Origin of the sequence: Neorhizobium galegae (assembly GCF_021391675.1) — a bacterium.
Classification (GTDB): domain Bacteria; phylum Pseudomonadota; class Alphaproteobacteria; order Rhizobiales; family Rhizobiaceae; genus Neorhizobium; species Neorhizobium galegae_B.
Map to the genome: position 1 here is coordinate 2,619,269 of NZ_CP090095.1, position 18,328 is coordinate 2,637,596.

Consider the following 18,328-nt stretch of genomic DNA (forward strand, 5'->3'; position numbering starts at 1 on the left):
AGGGCGTGCATGAGGCTCCTACGCGATCTCGTCCGGACGCCGGAAGGTGCGATCGGGTTCGGCATCCTGGCGGCTCTGGTACTCGTGGCATTGTTCGCGCCGATGCTGTCCGCCGGCGATCCGCTGCGCATCGCCGGCTGGGCGCTGCTGCCGCCGTTTACCGATCCCGCCTTTCCGCTCGGCACAGACCGGCTTGGCCGCGACGTGCTGGCCGGCATCCTCCACGGCACCCGAACTTCATTGGCGGTTGGCCTTGCCGCGGCCCTGGCGGCGATTGCCATTGGTCTCTGCGTCGGCCTGACGGCCGGTTTTGCCGGAGGGCTGGTGGACGAGGGGCTGATGCGCGTCGTCGATGCCTTCCAGATCGTCCCGAGCTTCCTGCTGGCGCTCGCCTTCGTCAGCGTCATCGGCGCCTCGGTGCCGGTCGTGGTGCTGGCGATTGCGCTCGGCGCCTGGGCCGATCCGGCACGGCTGACGCGGGCGCAGGTGCTTTCGATCCGCGAGCGGGATTATGTCGCCTCCGCCCGGGTGATCGGCATGCATCCGGCAGAAATCGCCCTCCGGGAAATCCTGCCCAACGCCCTGCCACCGGTGCTGGCGCTGTCAGCGATCATCGTCGCCGCCGCGATCCTCACCGAAGCCGCCCTTTCCTTCCTCGGTCTCGGAGATCCGAACGTCGTCACCTGGGGTTCGATGATCGCCGAGGGCCGCAACATCCTGCGCTCCTCGCCGTCGCTGTCGATCTTTCCGGGCATCGCGCTGGTGGTCACGGTGGTCGGCGTCTACCTCTTCAGCGAAGGCCTCACCAGGGCGCTTGGCGGCCGGAGGCTGGAGCCATGAGCACGCTTTGCGAGATCAGAAACCTCTCGGTCACCTATCGCGGCCAGACGCTGCCGGCGCTGAACCATATCGACCTCGACATCGTCGCTGGGGAGCGGCTGGCGATCATCGGCGAAAGCGGATCCGGGAAAAGCACGCTGGCGCGCGCGATGGCCGGCCTATTGCCGTCGGGTGCCCGGCTGGCAGGCGAGATGCGCTGGTCCTCCGGCCTGCCACCTTTGCCCGGCCGCGATCTCGGCTTCGTTTTTCAGGACCCGTCCTCCAGCCTGAACCCGGTGCTCAGCGTCGGCGAACAGGTGGCCGAAGGTGCCCGTCGGCATCTCCGCTTACCCTGGAGAGAGGCCTATGCCCATGCGCTAAAAATGCTGGAGCGCGTCCGCATTCCGGAGCCGGACAAGGCGATGAAAGCCTTTCCGCACCAGCTTTCCGGCGGCCAGCGGCAGCGCGTGGCGATTGCCGCCGCTCTTTCCGCGAGGCCCGGCATCCTGATCGCCGACGAGGCGACCAGTGCGCTCGACATGGTCGTGCAGGCCGAGATCGTCTCGCTCCTCGACGAACTGGTTCGCGAGGCCGGCATGACGCTGATCTTCATCACCCACGATATCGCATTGGCTTCTGGGTTTGCGAACCGGGTGGCAATCTTCACGGAGGGCAGGCTCGTTGAAGCCGGGCCTACCGGGAAGGTCCTCTCGTCCCCCAGAGAGGCCTACACGAAAACCCTGATCGCCAGCCACCGCGATCTCACGACGCCTCCGCTCATCCGGGAGGCCGCGCCGTGACGCTGCTCGCGATAGAAAATCTCTTGAAGCGTTTTTCGTCCGGCGGCCGTGAGGTTGCCGCGGTCAGCGATGTTTCACTGACGCTTGGCCTCGGCGAGACGCTCGGCCTCGTCGGCGCCTCGGGCAGCGGAAAATCCACCCTCGCCCGAATTTTGATGCGGCTGCTGCCGGCCGATTCCGGCTCTATCCGGTTCGAGGGCGACGACTGGCTCTCGCTGTCCGGCGCCAATCTCCGCCATCGCCGCGCCAGGATGCAGATGGTGTTTCAGGACGTGCTGGGCGCCTTCAACCCGCGCGCCACCGTTGCCTCGGTCCTGGATGATCCATTGCGTATCCACAACATCGTGCCGAAAGCCGAGCGAGCGAGGGAGATCGCAGCGCTTCTCGATCGCGTCGGCCTGCCCGCGAACTATGCCGAGCGCTCTATCCGCGACATTTCCGGCGGCCAGCGGCAGCGTATCGCCATTGCCCGCGCCATCGCCACGAAACCGTCGCTGATCGTGCTCGACGAGGCGGTGTCGGCGCTGGACGTCTCGATCCGCGGCAAGATTCTCGAACTGCTGGTCGAGTTGCAGGAGGAGCGCGGCATCAGCTATCTTTTCGTCTCGCATGATCTCGCCGTCCTGCGCGCCGTCTCACACCGGATCGCCGTCATGGATGCCGGGCGGCTGGTCGAGACCGGGCCGATGCAGCAGGTGATCGAAAACCCGCAATCGCCTGCGGCCAGGGCCCTGGTCAGTGCCGTACCGCGCCTTGTGACAGAACCAACGGAAGGACCCTCCCATGACGTTTGACCGCTGGAATCCGCTGAACGACGCTCCGTCCTTCCCCGCCGCGCGTTACGCCGTGATCGCCGACCGGATCGGCAAGATCCTGAAGACCCGCAACGATGTGCTGCTGATCCAGGCGGAGGCGGTCGTCGCGCTGGAAGCGGCCGCCCTCAGCCTCGCACGCCCCGGCCTGAAGGCGATCAATATCGTCACCAGCATGTATGGCGGATGGTTCGGCACCTGGCTCCGGCGTGGCGGCGCGGAGGTCGTCGATCTCGCCGCAGAGCCCGCCCGTCCGATCGGGCTGGAAGCGGTCGAGGCGACGCTGAATGCGCATCCGGACATCAAGGTCCTGGCCCTCGTCCATGCGGAATCGGCAAGCGGCATCCGCAACCCCTTGGAAGAGATCGTCGCGCTCGCCCGCTCCCGCGGCATCGTCACGGTGGTGGACGCGGTCGCCTCGATCGGCGGCCATGCGCTTAATATCGACGAACTCGGCATCGACATTGCCGTGATCGGCCCGCAGAAGGCGCTGGCGGGACCAGCCGGGGTTTCGGCGCTCTCCGTCAGCCCGGCCGCCTGGAAACTGATTTCTGAACAAGGGGCGCCAAGGGATTCCATTCTCTCGCTTATCGACCAGAAAGCCTGGCTCGAAACCGGCCGCGGCGCGCTATCCGGCACCACCGCACCGCTGGAATTTTTCGCGCTCGAAGCTGCCCTCGATCGCGTCGAGGCGGAGGGCATCGATGCGATCGTCGCCCGGCATGTCCGCGCCGCCCGCGCGACCCGCGCGGCTCTGGCCGCCATGGGTGGCGAACTCTGGATCGACGCCCTGCACGGCTCGAACCTGGTGACGACAGCCAGGCTTCCGGCCGGCGCCGATCCGGCCGCCCTGCTTTCCGTCGCCCCGCACGGCATCGAGCTTTCCGTCGGTGTCGGCCCCGGCGCGGAGCGGCTGATCCGGCTGAACCATACCGGCCAGCGTGCCCGCTTCGATATCGTCCTCGGCAACCTGACGGCCTATGGGATGGCGCTTCGGCGGCGGGGGTTCAAGGCAGACATATCCGCCGCCGTCGATGCCATCGCGCTGCATTACGGCGATTGATCAGAAGCCTTTTTCGATCAGCCAGTCGCGGGCGATCATCTCGTCTTCGCTTCCGATGCCATGATTGGCTTCGAGCTTTATGGCAGTGAGTTGCGCTCCCGCAACGCAAAGCCGGTCTTCGATCTCCTGGGCCAGCGAACCGTAAAAATCGTCGGTCGCGCTGAGCGACAGGACCTGGGTGCCGGAAAGATCGATGGCCGGTCGATCCTCCAGGCAGTTCATCGACCGCAGCAGCACCGCTTTGCGGATCAGGTCCGGATGAAGCTGCATCACCGCGCCGATCATGTTGCCGCCGTTGGACCAGCCGGCAAAGGCCGTCCGCGCCGGATCGACGCCATAGGCTGGACCGAGTTCCTCCACGAAGGCGACGAAGGCCTCCGCTTCCGAGACAATCTCCTTCTGATCGAACGTCGTCTCCGTGAAACGACGGAAATATCGCGGATGTCCCTCGTCCGTGGACCGCCCGCGCACCCCGATCAGCATGGCGTTCGGAGCCGCCTTGCGGCCGAAGGGCAGCATGGTCGTTTCATTGCCGCCGCTGCCATGCAACAACAGCAGCGTCGAACCGTCCCAGCTCTCCGGCATATGGATGCGGTGCACGAAAGGCAGGTCGCGATAGATGATGCGCTCCTCGCCGGGCAGGCCGAACTGCGGCAGCATGACCCGCAGGACGTCGTGGTCTTCCTTGAAATGCGCCGGGATAAACAGCTCGGACCCGAGCGTTTCAACCGGCTCGTCGTCCGTGAAGCCCGGCCCGTCCGTCGCTAGTTCGATCAGCGTACCGGACGGCTCCCGGACATAAAGCGAGTGGAAATAATGCCGGTCATGCATGTTCATCTCGCCGGCATCCTCCGCCAGCAATTTCGCATGCACCGCCTCGACCTCGGGCCGATCGACGGCGCGGAAAGCGATATGGTCGATCGTGCCGGCGCCGGGAGCGGCAGTCCAGAAACCGCCCGCATCGCGGACATCGACGATATCTCGCGCATCCGACACCAGCCGCTGGATATTGCCCTCTTTCGGCCCGAGCCCGAGGCCCATATGCCGCGTCAGAAACGCCGCCGTCTGCTCCGGCTTCTCGGCAAGGATCGTCGCGCCGTAGAGTTTTCGGATCGCATCCGCTTCGGTTATACCGCCGCCGCTCCACCAGACCCAAGGCGTCGTGTCCTCGACGCCGACGAGCTTGACGATGATGCCGTCGGGGTCGGTCAGCCGCAGCACCGGTTCGCCGAACTCCTGGGCCGGGCCGGAAAACTTGACGTTGAACTGCAGCGCCCGCGTCAGCCAGAAACCGATTGCCTCAGGCGCAATCGCAAAACTGATCTCGCTCGGCGCCCCATGTCCGACGCGCCCAAACGAGCCATCCTCCCAGGCAAGGAAGGTCACCAGCGAACCGGGCGTCGCCGCACCGTCTCCGTAAAACAGGTGAAGCTGGCGGGCGTCCTCGAAGCCCGCCGTCCTCTTGACGAGCCGCAGGCCGAGAAAGCCCGTGTAGAAATCGACATTCGCCTGGATCTTGCGGGTGATGGCGGTGATGTGATGCAGGCCGCTGGTCATGCGAAAGCCGAACCTCTTTCATGTGAGTTATGACGCGACGATATCAGGCTGGAACCGACGTTGCGATATGCACGGAGACAAAAGAAACCGCGGTCAACATCCTGATCGGCGTTTTCCCTCCCTCATCCGGGTGCTCAGGCATTGGAATACCGACAGGCTCGCTGCTGAAAATTCAGGCGCCACACAGGTCAAAAAATCACCACATGGGGCTCGGTTTTTGGTCCAAATCGGTTGACTGATTCAGCACCATTATGCAGGCTAGATCGAGGTCCCGAATCTTCATCTCATAATGGCCGTCTTTCCGGATATTTTTCCGGCTCTGTAATTCATTTTGGAATAAACCCGTGAGCAGCGATGCAACAGTTCGCGTCGCGAAGCCGTCGGCTTCGTTGGCGCTGGTAAATGCGGCAGGTTGGGGCAAAGGCTTCTCCATATTGACCCGCATTACCGTCATGGCCTTCCGTCATCCGTGGCAATCGAGCTTCGCGATCGGCGCAACCCTGATCGCCTCAGCCTTCCAGCTGATGATCCCGCGGCTGCTTGGCCAGGCGGTGGACCACACGCAGGTGGCGCTGACCGGCGGCGATGCCGGCCAGGCGGCCCAGGATGCGCTGTTGACGACAGCACTGCTCCTGCTCGGCGCCAGCGTGCTGCGCGGTATCTTCACCCTGTTCCAGAACTACTTCAGCGAGGCGGTCGGCCATCATATGGGCTACCGCCTCAGGCTTGCCTGCTACGAAAAGATCCAGCGGCTCTCCTTCAGCTTCCATGACAGCATGCATTCGGGCGACCTGATCACCGTCGGGCTTCTCGATCTCGAAGGCGTGCGCATGTATTTCTCCACCGCGCTGGTACGCATGGTTCTTTTGACCGTGCTGATCGGTATCGGAGCCTATCTTCTGCTGTCGACCGACGTGGTGCTCGGACTGCTGGCCTTGAGCTTCGTGCCCTTCGTCGGCTGGCGGTCGTCGGTGACGCAGCTGCGGCTGCGCGCCACCTGGCTCGACCTGCAGGAACGGCTCTCGGTGCTGACCCGTGTGATGGAAGAAAATCTCGGCGGCATCCGCGTCGTGCGCGCCTTCGCCGCCCAGGATCACGAACTCGACAAGTTCGAGACCGCATCGAAGAGCGCGCTGTCGCTCGCCCATCAGCGCGTCGGCATCCGGGTCGCCAATACCAGCGCCATGACGCTGTCCTTCTTCGCCGCCATGGGTCTGGTTCTCTGGGTCGGCGGCACCAAGGTGATGGCCGGTCAGATGACTGTCGGCACGCTCACCTCCTTCCTCACCTTCATGACCATCCTGCAGATGCCGGTGCGGCAGCTCGGCCTGATGGTCAACGCCTTTGCCCGCGCCTCCACCTGCGGTGCGCGCCTGTTCGAACTGCTCGACCTCGATATCGCCATCAAGGACGACAAGGACGCCAGGGCGCTGAAAGTCACCGACGGCACGCTGCGGTTCGAGAATGTCGATTTCGCCTATCCGGGCGCCGAGAAACACCAGGTCCTGACCGGCGTGTCCTTCGAGGCGAAGCGCGGCGAGACGATCGGCATCGTCGGGCCGCCCGGCAGCGGCAAATCCACCATGGCTCACCTGATCCCGCGTTTCTACGATGCGACGGGTGGCCGGATCACCATCGACGGCCAGGACATCCGCTGCGCCACGCTGCAATCGCTGCGCCGGTCGGTGGCCGTGGTTCAGCAGGACAGTTTCCTGTTCACGACGACGATCGAAAACAACATCGCCTATGGCGATCCGTGGGCGAAGGAAGGCCGCATCGAGCGCGCCAGCGAAAGCGCCCAGCTCCACAATTACGTGCTCGGCTTGCCGACCGGTTACGGCACGGTCGTCGGCGAACGCGGCGTATCGCTCTCCGGCGGCCAGCGGCAGCGCCTGTCGATCGCCCGCGCGCTGATGCTGCGCCCGGCGGTGATGGTGTTCGACGACTCGACCGCCGCGATCGATGCCGGCACCGAACAGCGCATTCGTAGCGCCATGCGTAGATACGCGGCCGATCGGGTGACGATCATCGTCGCCCATCGCCTGAGCTCGCTGATGCATGCCGACCGCATCCTGTTCATGGAAGAAGGCCGCATCGTCGAAAGTGGCACGCATGACGAGCTGCTTGCGCTCGGCGGCCGCTACAAGGCGCTTTACGATCTGCAGGTACGTCCGGGCGACGACGCGCTCAGCGCCTGAGGGAGGATTTATGGCCGAGGAACTGGAAACCGAACGCTCCGACGTTCGTGACGACGGAAGGCGCCCGCCCCGCGCGGTGGTCGGCTCTCACCGCATCGAAGAGGAAATCTTCGGCAAGGTCTTCGACGGCGATATCGTCAGGCGCATCTGGAGTTTCGTGCGGCCCTACCGCACCAAGATCTATTGGGCCGTGCTTGCGGTACTCTGTTTCACCGCGATGCAGCTCCTCATCCCGCTGATCATCCGTTACGCGATCGATCACGGCATGCAGGCGGGCAGCGACAGCCAGTCGGTGCTGATCTGGTCAATGGTCGCCTTCCTCGTGGCGATCATCATCAATTTCGGTGCCAGTTATGCGCAGGAGACGCTGGTCGGCGGTGTTGCCGAAGACGTGCTCTTCGATATCCGCAAGGCGATGTTCAGCCACCTGCAGCGCGTCTCGCTGTCCTGGATGGACAAGACGGAAGTCGGCCGCCTGATGTCGCGCCTGCAGGGCGACGTCAATTCCATGCAGGAATTCCTCGAAACCTCCGTCCTTTCGGTCGGCGACATCACGCTGCTGTTCGGCATCGTTTTCGTCATGCTGACGCTCGATTTCAAGCTCGGCCTCCTGACCCTCTGCGCGCTTCCTGTCCTCTTCGTCGTGCGCCTCTTCTGGCTGCCACGGGCGCGAAAATCCTTCATGGCCGCGCATGAAACCAACTCGATCGCCAATGGTGCGCTTGCCGAAGCCATCCACGGTGTGCGCGCCGTCCAGAGCATGGACCGCCAGAGCGTCAACTTCATGCTCTATGACGACAAGGCGCGCGCCAACCTCAACACCCATCTGAACGCGGCCAAATACGCCCAGGTGATGGTGCCGATCGTCGATTCGCTGACCGGCCTGGCGATGGCGCTGGTCGTCGTGGTCGGCGGCGCCCGCGTGCTCAACCAGGCGCTCGACGTCGGCGTCATGGTCGCCTTCCTGTTCTACATCCAGCGCTTCTTCGACCCGATCCGGTCGTTGACGCTGCAATATTCGGTCATGCAACGCGCCATGGCGTCCGGCCAGCGCCTGACCGAAGTGCTGGACGTGCCGGTGGACATCAAGGATGCGCCGAACGCCAAGGTCCTGACATCGGACATGGACGGCTCGGTCGAGTTCAAGGACGTGGTCTTCGGCTACAATCCCAAGCACCCTGTCCTGAAACATGTGAGCTTCAAGGTGAACCCGGGCGAAACGGTCGCGCTGGTCGGCCCCACGGGCTCGGGCAAGTCGAGCTGCATGTCGCTGATCCACCGTTTCTACGACGTGCAGCAGGGCCAGGTTCTGGTCGGCGGTCACGACGTGCGGGACCTGACGCAGGAATCGCTCGGCCGGCAGATCGCCATGGTGCTGCAGGAGCCGTTCCTGTTCACCGGAACGGTGTTCGAGAACATCCGATACCACAAGACGGATGCGACCCGGGAACAGGTGATCGAGGCGGCCAAGGCGGTCGGCGCCCACGACTTCATCATGCGCATGCCGGATGGTTACGAAAGCATCCTTGGCCAGCGCGGCGGCAATCTCTCGCTCGGCCAGCGCCAGCTCCTGAGCTTTGCCCGTGCCCTGGTGGCGGACGCGAAAATCCTGGTTCTCGACGAAGCGACCGCCAATATCGACAGCTATACGGAAATGCTGATCCAGAAGGCGCTGGTGAAGCTGCTCGAAGGCCGCACGGGGCTCGTCATCGCCCATCGCCTTGCTACCATCCGCGAAGCCGACCGCATCATCGTGCTGCAGAACGGCGAGCTGATCGAGAGCGGTAACCACCGCGAGCTGATGAAGAACAAGAAGCTTTATTCGAAGCTCTACAATCTCAACTACTCGTCCTTCGACGATATCCCTGAGGATGTCATCGAAGAGGCCGTGACCGAGCAGGCGACCTGAAGCCGGTCTGGACCGCTCCACCCATCCCCCCGGAGTCGTCGCGGTTTACAGGGCCAACGCAAAAAAGCCCGGAGGCGTCTGACGCATCCGGGCTTTCGAGTTTCATCTGGCAACCTTGAAGGAGGCGCGGGCCTCAGCGGCGCTGGTTGTAGACGTCGACGCAGACGGCGCCGAGCAGAACCAGGCCCTTGATCACCTGCTGGTAGTCGATGCCGATACCGAGGATCGACATGCCGTTGTTCATCACGCCCATCAGGAAGGCGCCGATGACCGCGCCCGTCACCTTGCCGACGCCGCCATAAGCGGATGCGCCGCCGATGAAGCAGGCCGCAATGACGTCCAGTTCGAAGCCGGTACCGGCCTTCGGCGTAGCGCTGTTCAGCCGTGCGGCGACGACGAGCCCGCCGAGAGCCGCAAGCACGCCCATGTTCACGAAGGTGAGGAACACCAGCCGCGTCGTCTTGATGCCGGAAAGCTCGGCTGCGCGGGCGTTGCCGCCGACCGCATAGATCTGCCTGCCGATCACCGTGCGGGTGGTGAGGAAGCTATAGGCGGCGATCAGCACCGCCATGATGATCAGCACGTTCGGCATGCCGCGATGCGACGAGATCAGGAAGGCGATGTAACCGACGCCGGCGAGGATCAGCAGGTTCTTGGCCACAAAGAAGCCGAACGGCTCCGTCTCGACGCCATGCGAGACGCGCCGCTTGCGGCTTGAGAAATTCTGCACGATGAGGATCACCGCAAGCACCAGCCCGAGCAGGAACGAGGTGATGTAGAGGCCGCCGGTCGACGAGATCAGCTCGACGACATAACCGGACGAGAGCTTCTGGAAAATCGGCGGGAAAGGCCCTATCGCCTGGCTGCCGAGGATGGCGATCATCAGTCCGCGGAAGACCAGCATGCCCGCCAGCGTCACGATGAAGGACGGTATCTTGAAATAGGCGACGAAATAGCCCTGGATCGCCCCGATCAAGCCGCCGACAGCAAGGCTGATGACGATGACGACGGCGAAATTGATACCCCACTGAACCATCAGCAACCCGGCAAAACCGCCGATGAAGCCCGCGACCGAACCGACCGACAGGTCGATATGACCGGTGACGATCACCATCAGCATGCCGAGCGCCATGATGACGATATAGGAGTTCTGCAACACGATGTTGGTGACGTTGAGCGGCTTCAGGAGCACGCCGTCGGTGGCGATCTGGAAGAAGATGACGATCACGACCAGCGAAATCAGCATGCCGAAATCGCGCAGATTGTCCTTCAGAAAACCGCCCACGCTCTGAGGCGCCGATATCGTTTCCTGCGGAGTACTCATTATTCTCTCCCTTTGCGCCGCATGATGGCGCGCATGATATTTTCCTGCGTGGCTTCCTCGCCGGCCACTTCGCCGACAAACGCACCTTCGTGCATCACCACGATACGGTCGCAAATGCCGATCAGCTCGGGCATTTCCGACGAGATGACGATCACCGCCTTACCCGCATCGGCGAGTTCGTTGATGATCGTATAGATTTCATATTTTGCACCGACATCGATGCCGCGCGTCGGCTCATCGAGAATGAGCACGTCAGGATCGGTGAACAGCCATTTCGACAATACCACTTTCTGCTGGTTGCCGCCGGACAGCTTGCCGGTTTCCTGATAGACGTTGTGGCTGCGGATGCGCATGCGTCCGCGAAATTCCTGCGCGATCTTCATCTCGGCGATGTCGTCGATCACGCCGCGCGAGGAAACGCCGCCGAGATGGGCGAGCGAGACGTTCTTGCGGATGTCTTCCTGCAGGATGAGGCCGAGCTGCTTGCGGTCTTCCGTCACATAGGCAAGGCCGGCCTTGATCGCCTTGTGGACGTCGGAAAGGTCGAGTTCCTTGCCATGCAGCTTGGCGGTGCCGGTGACGTGGCGCCCCCAGGACCGGCCGAACAGGCTCATGGCGAATTCGGTGCGCCCGGCACCCATCAGGCCGGAAATGCCCACGACCTCGCCGGCCCGCACCTTCAGCGAGACGTTCTTCACCACCTGCCGGTCCGAGTGCATCGGATGATATGCGGACCAGTTCTCGACTTCGAAGACGACGTCGCCGATCTTTGGATCACGCTTCGGATAGCGGCTCTCCAGGTCACGGTCGACCATGCGTCGTACGATCTCGTCTTCGTCGACGGGACCGGCATGGCAGTCCAGCGTGCCGACGGTGCGGCCGTCGCGCAGCACCGTGATGCGGTCGGCGACCTCGGAAATCTCGTTGAGCTTGTGCGAGATCATGATCGAGGTAATGCCGTTGCGGCGGAATTCCTTGAGCAGTTCCAAAAGCGCAGCACTGTCAGTCTCGTTGAGCGACGCGGTCGGCTCGTCGAGGATCAGCAACCGCACGTCCTTGGACAGCGCTTTGGCGATTTCGACCAGCTGCTGCTTGCCGACGCCGATATTGGTGATCAGCGTGTCCGGCTGTTCTGTAAGCCCCACCTTTGCAAGCAATGCCTGGGTGCGCTTGTGCCGTTCGCTTCGGTCGATCACCCCGCGGCTCGCCGGGGGATTGGTCAGGAAGATGTTTTCCGCGATCGACATCAACGGAATGAGTGCCAGTTCCTGGTGGATGATGATGATGCCGAGCTTTTCGGAATCGTTGATGTCGCGGAAATGCCGCTCCTCACCCCCGAAAAAGATGGAGCCCTCGTAGGAACCGTGCGGATAAACGCCGGAAAGCACTTTCATGAGGGTCGATTTGCCAGCGCCGTTTTCGCCGACGAGGGCATGAATCTCCCCCTCCTGAACGGCGAAGCTGACATCGGAAAGCGCCTTTACGGCGCCAAAGCTTTTCGAAATCGCCCGCATCTCGAGGATGGGTGGCTTTTCGGCAAGCGGAACGGGATCGAGCATGATCACTCCGAAAAAAGGGTCCGCGCGGCAGAATACCACCGCGCGGATTAAAAGGCTTACTTAAGCTGCGATTCTTTGTAGTAACCGCCATCCACCAGAACCTGCTTCCAGTTGGTCTTGTCAACCACGACCGGCTTCAGGAGGTATGACGGAACGACCTTCTTGCCGTTGTCATAGGTCTTGGTGTCGGTGACGGTCGGCTCCTTACCGCTCATCGCAGCATCGACCATGTCGACGGTGACCTTGGCAAGATCGCGCGTGTCCTTGAAGATCGTCGAATACTGCTCGCCGGCAATGATCGACTTGACGGACGGAACTTCAGCATCCTGGCCGGTAACGACCGGCATCGCCTGACCGCCCGAACCGTAACCGACGCCCTTCAGCGACGACAGAATACCGATCGAGATGCCGTCATAGGGAGACAGAACGCCGTCCAGCTTCTTGCCGGAATAGGTCGACGAGAGGATTGCGTCCATGCGGGACTGGGCGGTTGCCGGGTCCCAGCGCAGCGTCGCGACCTTGTCCATGCCGACCTGGCCGCTGCCAACCTTCAGCACGCCCTTGTCGATCAACGGCTGAAGCACGCTCATCGCGCCGTTGTAGAAGAAGAAGGCGTTGTTGTCGTCCGGCGAGCCGCCGAAGAGTTCGATGTTGAACGGACCCTTTTCGGTGTCGGCCTTGAGGCCCTTCACCAGCGAAGTGGCCTGCTGAACGCCGACCTGGAAATTGTCGAAGGTGGCGTAGTAGCTGACGTTCGGGGTATCGCGGATCAGACGGTCATAGGCGATGACCTTGATCTTCTGGTCGGCGGCCTGCTGCAGCACGTCGGAAAGCGTCGTGCCGTCGATCGAGGCGATGACGAGAACCTTGGCGCCCTTGGTGATCATGTTTTCGATCTGCGCGAGCTGGTTCGGGATATCGTCTTCAGCGTACTGAAGGTCGGTCTTGTAACCGCGCTCTTTCAGAACCTTGACCATGTTGTCGCCGTCCGCGATCCAGCGGGCGGAAGACTTGGTCGGCATGGCGACGCCGACGAGGCCCTTTTCCTGTGCGCTGACCGGAGCCGCAACGACCAGACCGGCCAACATGGCCGCGGTCGCGAGATATTTGAACATTCGCATGGATTACTCCTCCTTTGGAGCGGCTCCCTTCGAGCCGCCAATCTTGTCTAAGGGCGGCCTCCGCCACCCTGGGAACCGAAATGGTCAGTGATTGTCGCGCGGAATGCCGTTGGTCTGGGCAATCCGCTGGTATTTGACGGCCGGCTCCAGCACTGCGCCGGTTTCGAGCTGGCCGACATAGTTGCGCTGGATTTCCTGCCAGGGCGTCTGATGCTTCGGGTACTGGTAGCCCCCCGCCGCTTCGAGTGCCTTGCGACGCTCCGCCATCTCCTCGTCGGAGATCAGGATGTCCGCTGTGCCGCGGCCGACATCGATGCGCACGCGGTCGCCGGTCCGCAGGATGGCGAGACCGCCGCCAGCGGCTGCTTCCGGCGAGGCATTGAGGATCGAGGGGCTGCCCGAGGTTCCCGACTGGCGACCGTCGCCGATGCAGGCGAGCGACGAGATGCCCTGTTTCAGGAGATAATCCGGCGCCCGCATGTTGACGACTTCGGCAGCGCCCGGATACCCGATCGGGCCGGCGCCGCGCATGAACAGGACCGTATGCGCGTCGATTTCGAGCGACGGGTCGTCGATCCGGTGATGATAGTCTTCCGGCCCGTCGAACACGACCGCCCTGCCTTCGAAGGCTTCCGGATCGTTCGGGTTGGAGAGATAACGCTGACGGAATTCCGGCGAGATGACGCTGGTCTTCATGATCGCCGAAGAGAACAGGTTGCCGCGCAGCACCCGGAAGCCCGCATGGGCCTTCAAAGGCTCGTCGTAGCGGCGGATGACCTTCTCGTCCTCGATGATGGCGCCACGGCAGTTCTCGCCGATCGTCTTGCCGTTGACCGTCATGGCGTCCTCATGGATGAGGCCCTGAGTCATCAGCTGGTTGACGACGGCAGGAACACCGCCTGCATGATAATAGTCCTCGCCGAGATATTCGCCGGCCGGCTGCAGGTTGACGAGCAGCGGCACTTCCTCGCCATAGGTCTGCCAGTCGTCGACCGTGAGTTCGACGCCGATATGACGGGCAAGCGCGTTCAGATGGATCGGCGCATTTGTCGAGCCGCCGATCGCCGAATTGACGCGGATGGCGTTGATGAAGGCTTCCTTGGTCAGGATCTCGGAAGGCTTCAGGTCTTCCTTGACCATCTCGACGATGCGAAGGCCGGTCAGATAGGAAACCTCCTGCCGGTCGCGATAGGGCGCCGGGATCGCCGCCGAACCCGGAAGCTGCATGCCGAGCGCTTCGGCAAGCGAATTCATCGTCGTCGCCGTGCCCATCGTGTTGCAATAGCCGGTGGACGGTGCCGAGGAGGCAACGAGCTTGACGAAGCCCGCATAGTCGATCTCGCCCTTGGCCAGCAGCTCGCGGGCCTTCCAGACGATGGTGCCCGAGCCGGTGCGCTCGCCGCGGAACCAGCCGTTCAGCATCGGACCGACCGACAGCGCGATCGCCGGAATGTTGACGGTGGCCGCGGCCATCAGACAGGCCGGCGTGGTCTTGTCACAGCCGATCGTCAGCACGACGCCATCGAGCGGATAGCCGTAGAGCACTTCCACGAGGCCCAGATAGGCAAGGTTGCGGTCAAGGCCGGCGGTTGGACGCTTGCCCGTTTCCTGGATGGGGTGGACCGGGAATTCGATGGCGATGCCGCCTGCCTCGCGGATACCCTCGCGCAGACGATGCGCCAGTTCCAGATGATGCCGATTGCACGGCGAAAGATCGGAACCCGTCTGGGCGATGCCGATGATCGGCCGGTCGGACTGCAGTTCCGCCTGGCTGAGACCGAAATTCATGTAGCGCTCGAGATAGAGCGCCGTCATATCGACATTCGACGGGTTGTCGAACCACGCGCGAGAGCGGAGCTTGCGGACCTCCTGTCGGCGCTGGTCGGTTTCGGCGATCTCGTTCGAAGTTACGTTTTCCGAATTGGTCATCATCAGTCCTCAAATACGTCTGTTTGAATGCGCCGGCCCAGCATAAAGGCATCGGCGACATGCACCAGCGGCGAGAAATCGGTATCGCTGCGGCTTTCTGCCACCAGCGCCACGAAATCACGATAGAGATTGCGGTATTCCCTGTCTTCCTCGACGATCGCGCTTTTGCCATCGACGAAAAGGCGGCTGCCGCCCTGGGTCAGAACGATCGGACCCTCGTCGGTCTCGACTCGGATATCCCAGGTCTGCGGCCCGGTCTGACGCCAGTCGAACTCGGCCAGGACTGGAACGCCGCTGTCGGTCTCGAAAGAGAGGTTTGCCGCAATCGGCGCCGCCCGGTTGGCCGGGAAGGTCAGTTCGGAACGGGTAAGGTGAAAGCTTTCCGGCAGGATGCGCGTGACGATCGACAGCGCGTTGATGCCGGGGTCGAAGACGCCGAGGCCACCCGGCTCCCAGATCCAGGCCTGACCGGGATGCCAGTGGCGGACATCTTCCTTCCACTCGACCGTTACGCTGCGGATGTTCCGCTTTGCGAGCAGCGCCCGCGCCGGCTCGACGGCAGCGGCAGCCCGCGAATGCCAGGTCGAGAACAGCGAAACGCCCTTCGCCTTGGCGAGCTTTTCCAGCGCATAGACCTCAGAAAGCGTCGCGCCCGGCGGTTTTTCGAGCATCACATGCTTGCCGGCATCGAGCGCGGCCTTTGCCTGCTCGAAGCGCCCCACGGGCGGCGTACAGAGAGAGACCGCATCGAACTCGACGTCCGAGGCGAGCAGATCGCCGATCTCATGGAAACAGGCGATGTCGTCGAGCTTGGCGTGGCGGCTGGCGACGGCCACGAGTTCGATGCCGTCGGTTGCTTCGATCGCGCCGAGATGCTGATCCCTTGCGATCTTTCCAAGCCCGACGATGGCGACGCGAATGAGAGCCATGGCCGCCTCAGAGCTTCTTGATCGTCACGGGCGCATCCGCCGCGACAGTCAGCCGGTTGACGAGCGGCAGCTTGAAGGGGGCCGCGGAAATCTCGAAAACGTCGCCCGGCTCCGTCTTGATCCCCTCGGAGAACGACAGCGTCGCAGTTCCGAAGAAATGTACATGCAGATCGCCCGGCTGGCGGAAGATATCGTATTTGAAATTATGATGTTCGAGGTTGGCGATCGTGTGCGACATGTTCGCCTCGCCCGAGAGAAACGGCTTTTCGAAGATCACCTCGTCACCGCGCCGCACGCGTGATGTGCCTTCCACGTGGTCCGGCAGGTCGCCGACCAGAAGTTCCGCGCCGAGGGCCGCCTGGCGCAGCTTGGAATGGGCGAGCCAGAGATAGTTGCCCTTCTCGGTCACATGGTCGGAAAATTCGTTGGCGAGACAGAAGCCCAGCCGGAAGGGCGTGCCGTCCGGGCCGATCAGATAGATGCCCGCCAGTTCCGGCTCCTCGCCGCCATCGAGCGCGAAGGCCGGAGATACCAGATCGCTCCCGGTGGCGCGAAGCTGCGAGCCGTTGCCCTTGTAGAACCATTCCGGCTGCACGCCGGCCTCACCGGGTTTCGGCTTGCCGCCTTCGACGCCCATCAGGAACATGCGCATCGAATCGGTCGGCTTTTCCGTCGCCTGCGCCGCCTTGTGCATCTTGTCGCGACCATCGGCCGAGCCGAGATGCGTCAGACCGGTGCCGGCGACGATGAAATGCGCCGGGTCCGGATGGGTGATCGGCAGGCCAAGGCGCCCTTCGCCCGCGGCCTTTTCAAGATCGACGGCATCGCCGAGACCGGCGGCGTCGATCCGTTGAGCCAATGTCTGGCCGGCGGCAATCGCTTGGCAGGCGAGATCATAGGTGGACGAAACGCCGTTCACCGCACGGGCAGCACCTTCGCCATCCCACGCGACAACAATAGACGCACCAGCGCCATTCACGACCTGAAGAACCCGCAACATCGATTTCATCACCCAAATGCTTCCAATACCAACATGACGTCTCCTGCCGCCATGCCACTCCTCCCATCAGAACCATCCGGCCCGATGTAGTCATTAATACGACTATTGGATTGGCATCGGGCTTGTCAAGGAGGAGAAAAACCGCTTCCGGCAATCCCGATCTTTTTAAGAATGCTATTTATCCCAAGGATTCAATCGATTGTTGCCACCAAAAGCGGTGGGATACTGCCTTTCTCGCAATTTGTTCAAAAATAGCGCTTGAAAAAGTAATATTATATGCCAATCCTTGAGCCGTCAGTTCGCTTTATCATCTCTGGGAGGATTTAAGATGAAAAGAGCTCTCGCGGCAGCTGTAGCCGCTCTTACCCTATCGTTGGCATCCGGCGTTTCCGCCGCGTCCCTGACAGTCGGTTTCTCGCAGATCGGATCCGAATCCGGCTGGCGTGCCGCCGAAACCACGGTCACCAAGCAGGAGGCCGAAAAACGCGGCGTTACCCTGAAGTTTGCCGATGCGCAGCAGAAGCAGGAAAACCAGATCAAGGCGATCCGCGGCTTCATCGCCCAAAAGGTCGACGCGATCTTCATCGCACCGGTGGTCGCCACCGGCTGGGATGCGGTTCTCAAGGAAGCCAAGGAAGAGAAAATCCCGGTCATCCTGCTCGACCGCGACATCGACGCACCGAAGGACCTCTACCTGACGGCCGTCACCTCCGACCAGGTGTTCGAAGGCAAGGTCGCCGGCGACTGGCTGGTCAAGGAAATCGGCTCCAAGAACTGCAAGGTCGTGGAACTTCAGGGCACGACCGGCTCTTCGCCGGCCATCAACCGCAAGAAGGGCTTTGAACAGGCGATCACCGGGCATGCCAACATCAAGATCGCCCGCTCGCAGACCGGCGACTTCACCCGTACCAAGGGCAAGGAAGTCATGGAAAGCTTCATCAAGGCCGAAGGCGGCGGCAAGGACATCTGCGCGGTCTATGCCCATAACGACGACATGGCCGTCGGCGCCATCCAGGCGATCAAGGAAGCCGGCTTGAAGCCCGGTACCGACATCAAGGTCGTTTCGATCGACGCCGTGCCGGATATCTTCCAGGCGATGGCCAAGGGGGAAGCCAATGCGACGGTCGAGCTGACGCCGAATATGGCCGGCCCCGCCTTCGATGCCCTCAACGCCTATCTGAAGGACAAGAAGGCTCCGCCGAAGTGGATCCAGACGGAATCGAAGCTCTATACCGCCAAGGATGACCCGATGAAGGTCTACGAAGCCAAGAAGGGCCTCGGTTACTGACCTCCCGCCGCCCGGCTCCA

At 62.6% G+C, this 18,328-nt stretch carries 14 protein-coding genes; 7 read left to right on the plus strand and 7 right to left on the minus strand.

The genetic code is table 11. From position 1 onward, the window contains the following. Nucleotides 1-9 precede the first annotated feature (9 nt). The 4 genes from LZK81_RS13005 to LZK81_RS13020 are packed head-to-tail and all read left to right on the plus strand — an operon-like array spanning nucleotide 10 to nucleotide 3,494. Complete coding sequence (locus tag LZK81_RS13005) at nucleotides 10-840, plus strand: ABC transporter permease (protein ID WP_233953552.1); 831 nt, start codon at nucleotides 10-12, stop codon at nucleotides 838-840. Next, on the plus strand, nucleotides 837-1,619 hold the full coding sequence (locus LZK81_RS13010) for an ABC transporter ATP-binding protein (RefSeq protein WP_233953553.1): 783 nt from the start codon (nucleotides 837-839) through the stop codon (nucleotides 1,617-1,619). Before LZK81_RS13005 ends, LZK81_RS13010 begins: the two co-directional genes overlap by 4 nt. Further along, a complete protein-coding gene (locus tag LZK81_RS13015; protein ID WP_233953554.1) occupies nucleotides 1,616-2,413 on the plus strand; it encodes an ABC transporter ATP-binding protein in 798 nt (265 codons plus the stop codon). Before LZK81_RS13010 ends, LZK81_RS13015 begins: the two co-directional genes overlap by 4 nt. Next, nucleotides 2,403-3,494, plus strand: coding sequence for a pyridoxal-phosphate-dependent aminotransferase family protein (locus LZK81_RS13020; protein WP_233953555.1), 1,092 nt, complete (start codon nucleotides 2,403-2,405; stop codon nucleotides 3,492-3,494). The genes LZK81_RS13015 and LZK81_RS13020 overlap by 11 nt, the downstream gene beginning before the upstream one ends. On the opposite strand, the gene LZK81_RS13025 is transcribed toward LZK81_RS13020, so the two are convergent. Next, nucleotides 3,495-5,051 carry a VOC family protein gene (locus LZK81_RS13025; RefSeq protein WP_233953556.1) on the minus strand — a complete coding sequence of 519 codons (1,557 nt, stop codon included), beginning with the start codon at nucleotides 5,049-5,051 and terminating at the stop codon, nucleotides 3,495-3,497. Between the two features lie 344 nt (nucleotides 5,052-5,395). On the opposite strand from LZK81_RS13025, the gene LZK81_RS13030 reads away from it, so the two are divergent. Together LZK81_RS13030 and LZK81_RS13035 are read left to right on the plus strand one after the other, a co-directional pair. After that, nucleotides 5,396-7,249: an ABC transporter ATP-binding protein gene (locus tag LZK81_RS13030; protein WP_233953557.1), complete on the plus strand. Its 1,854-nt coding sequence runs from the start codon at nucleotides 5,396-5,398 to the stop codon at nucleotides 7,247-7,249. Nucleotides 7,250-7,259: 10 nt separating this feature from the next. After that, nucleotides 7,260-9,158 carry an ABC transporter ATP-binding protein gene (locus LZK81_RS13035; protein WP_233953558.1) on the plus strand — a complete coding sequence of 633 codons (1,899 nt, stop codon included), beginning with the start codon at nucleotides 7,260-7,262 and terminating at the stop codon, nucleotides 9,156-9,158. Between the two features lie 133 nt (nucleotides 9,159-9,291). Here the strand turns inward: LZK81_RS13035 and mmsB are convergent, their stop codons facing one another. From mmsB to araD1, 6 genes are all read right to left on the minus strand, one after another. Continuing rightward, nucleotides 9,292-10,482 (minus strand): multiple monosaccharide ABC transporter permease, encoded by a 1,191-nt coding sequence (mmsB, locus tag LZK81_RS13040; protein WP_233953559.1) that lies wholly within the window; start codon nucleotides 10,480-10,482, stop codon nucleotides 9,292-9,294. Beyond that, a complete protein-coding gene (gene mmsA, locus LZK81_RS13045; protein ID WP_046608639.1) occupies nucleotides 10,482-12,041 on the minus strand; it encodes a multiple monosaccharide ABC transporter ATP-binding protein in 1,560 nt (519 codons plus the stop codon). The genes mmsB and mmsA overlap by 1 nt, the downstream gene beginning before the upstream one ends. 56 nt (nucleotides 12,042-12,097) lie before the next feature. Then, nucleotides 12,098-13,129 (minus strand): multiple monosaccharide ABC transporter substrate-binding protein, encoded by a 1,032-nt coding sequence (gene chvE / locus LZK81_RS13050; protein ID WP_233956546.1) that lies wholly within the window; start codon nucleotides 13,127-13,129, stop codon nucleotides 12,098-12,100. A 117-nt stretch (nucleotides 13,130-13,246) separates the two neighbouring features. After that, nucleotides 13,247-15,091, minus strand: coding sequence for an IlvD/Edd family dehydratase (locus LZK81_RS13055; protein WP_105430154.1), 1,845 nt, complete (start codon nucleotides 15,089-15,091; stop codon nucleotides 13,247-13,249). A 2-nt stretch (nucleotides 15,092-15,093) separates the two neighbouring features. Further along, nucleotides 15,094-16,020: a Gfo/Idh/MocA family protein gene (locus tag LZK81_RS13060; protein WP_233953560.1), complete on the minus strand. Its 927-nt coding sequence runs from the start codon at nucleotides 16,018-16,020 to the stop codon at nucleotides 15,094-15,096. A gap of 7 nt (nucleotides 16,021-16,027) precedes the next feature. Next, the gene (gene araD1, locus LZK81_RS13065) at nucleotides 16,028-17,020 is read right to left on the minus strand and encodes an AraD1 family protein (protein WP_046608804.1); all 993 of its coding nucleotides are present in this window, start codon (nucleotides 17,018-17,020) and stop codon (nucleotides 16,028-16,030) included. Nucleotides 17,021-17,348: 328 nt separating this feature from the next. Between araD1 and ytfQ the strand changes: the two genes are divergently transcribed. After that, nucleotides 17,349-18,308 carry a galactofuranose ABC transporter, galactofuranose-binding protein YtfQ gene (gene ytfQ / locus LZK81_RS13070; RefSeq protein WP_046604050.1) on the plus strand — a complete coding sequence of 320 codons (960 nt, stop codon included), beginning with the start codon at nucleotides 17,349-17,351 and terminating at the stop codon, nucleotides 18,306-18,308. The last annotated feature ends 20 nt before the right edge of the window (nucleotides 18,309-18,328 follow it).

Coding starts and splice junctions, on each gene's coding strand:
- LZK81_RS13005 (WP_233953552.1), top strand. CDS start 10: ATGAGGCTCCTACGCGATCTCGTCCGGACGCCGGAAGGTGCGATCGGG.
- LZK81_RS13010 (WP_233953553.1), top strand. CDS start 837: ATGAGCACGCTTTGCGAGATCAGAAACCTCTCGGTCACCTATCGCGGC.
- LZK81_RS13020 (WP_233953555.1), top strand. CDS start 2,403: ATGACGTTTGACCGCTGGAATCCGCTGAACGACGCTCCGTCCTTCCCC.
- LZK81_RS13025 (WP_233953556.1), bottom strand. CDS start 5,051: ATGACCAGCGGCCTGCATCACATCACCGCCATCACCCGCAAGATCCAG.
- LZK81_RS13035 (WP_233953558.1), top strand. CDS start 7,260: ATGGCCGAGGAACTGGAAACCGAACGCTCCGACGTTCGTGACGACGGA.
- mmsB (WP_233953559.1), bottom strand. CDS start 10,482: ATGAGTACTCCGCAGGAAACGATATCGGCGCCTCAGAGCGTGGGCGGT.
- mmsA (WP_046608639.1), bottom strand. CDS start 12,041: ATGCTCGATCCCGTTCCGCTTGCCGAAAAGCCACCCATCCTCGAGATG.
- chvE (WP_233956546.1), bottom strand. CDS start 13,129: ATGTTGGCCGGTCTGGTCGTTGCGGCTCCGGTCAGCGCACAGGAAAAG.
- LZK81_RS13055 (WP_105430154.1), bottom strand. CDS start 15,091: ATGACCAATTCGGAAAACGTAACTTCGAACGAGATCGCCGAAACCGAC.
- LZK81_RS13060 (WP_233953560.1), bottom strand. CDS start 16,020: ATGGCTCTCATTCGCGTCGCCATCGTCGGGCTTGGAAAGATCGCAAGG.
- araD1 (WP_046608804.1), bottom strand. CDS start 17,020: ATGTTGCGGGTTCTTCAGGTCGTGAATGGCGCTGGTGCGTCTATTGTT.
- ytfQ (WP_046604050.1), top strand. CDS start 17,349: ATGAAAAGAGCTCTCGCGGCAGCTGTAGCCGCTCTTACCCTATCGTTG.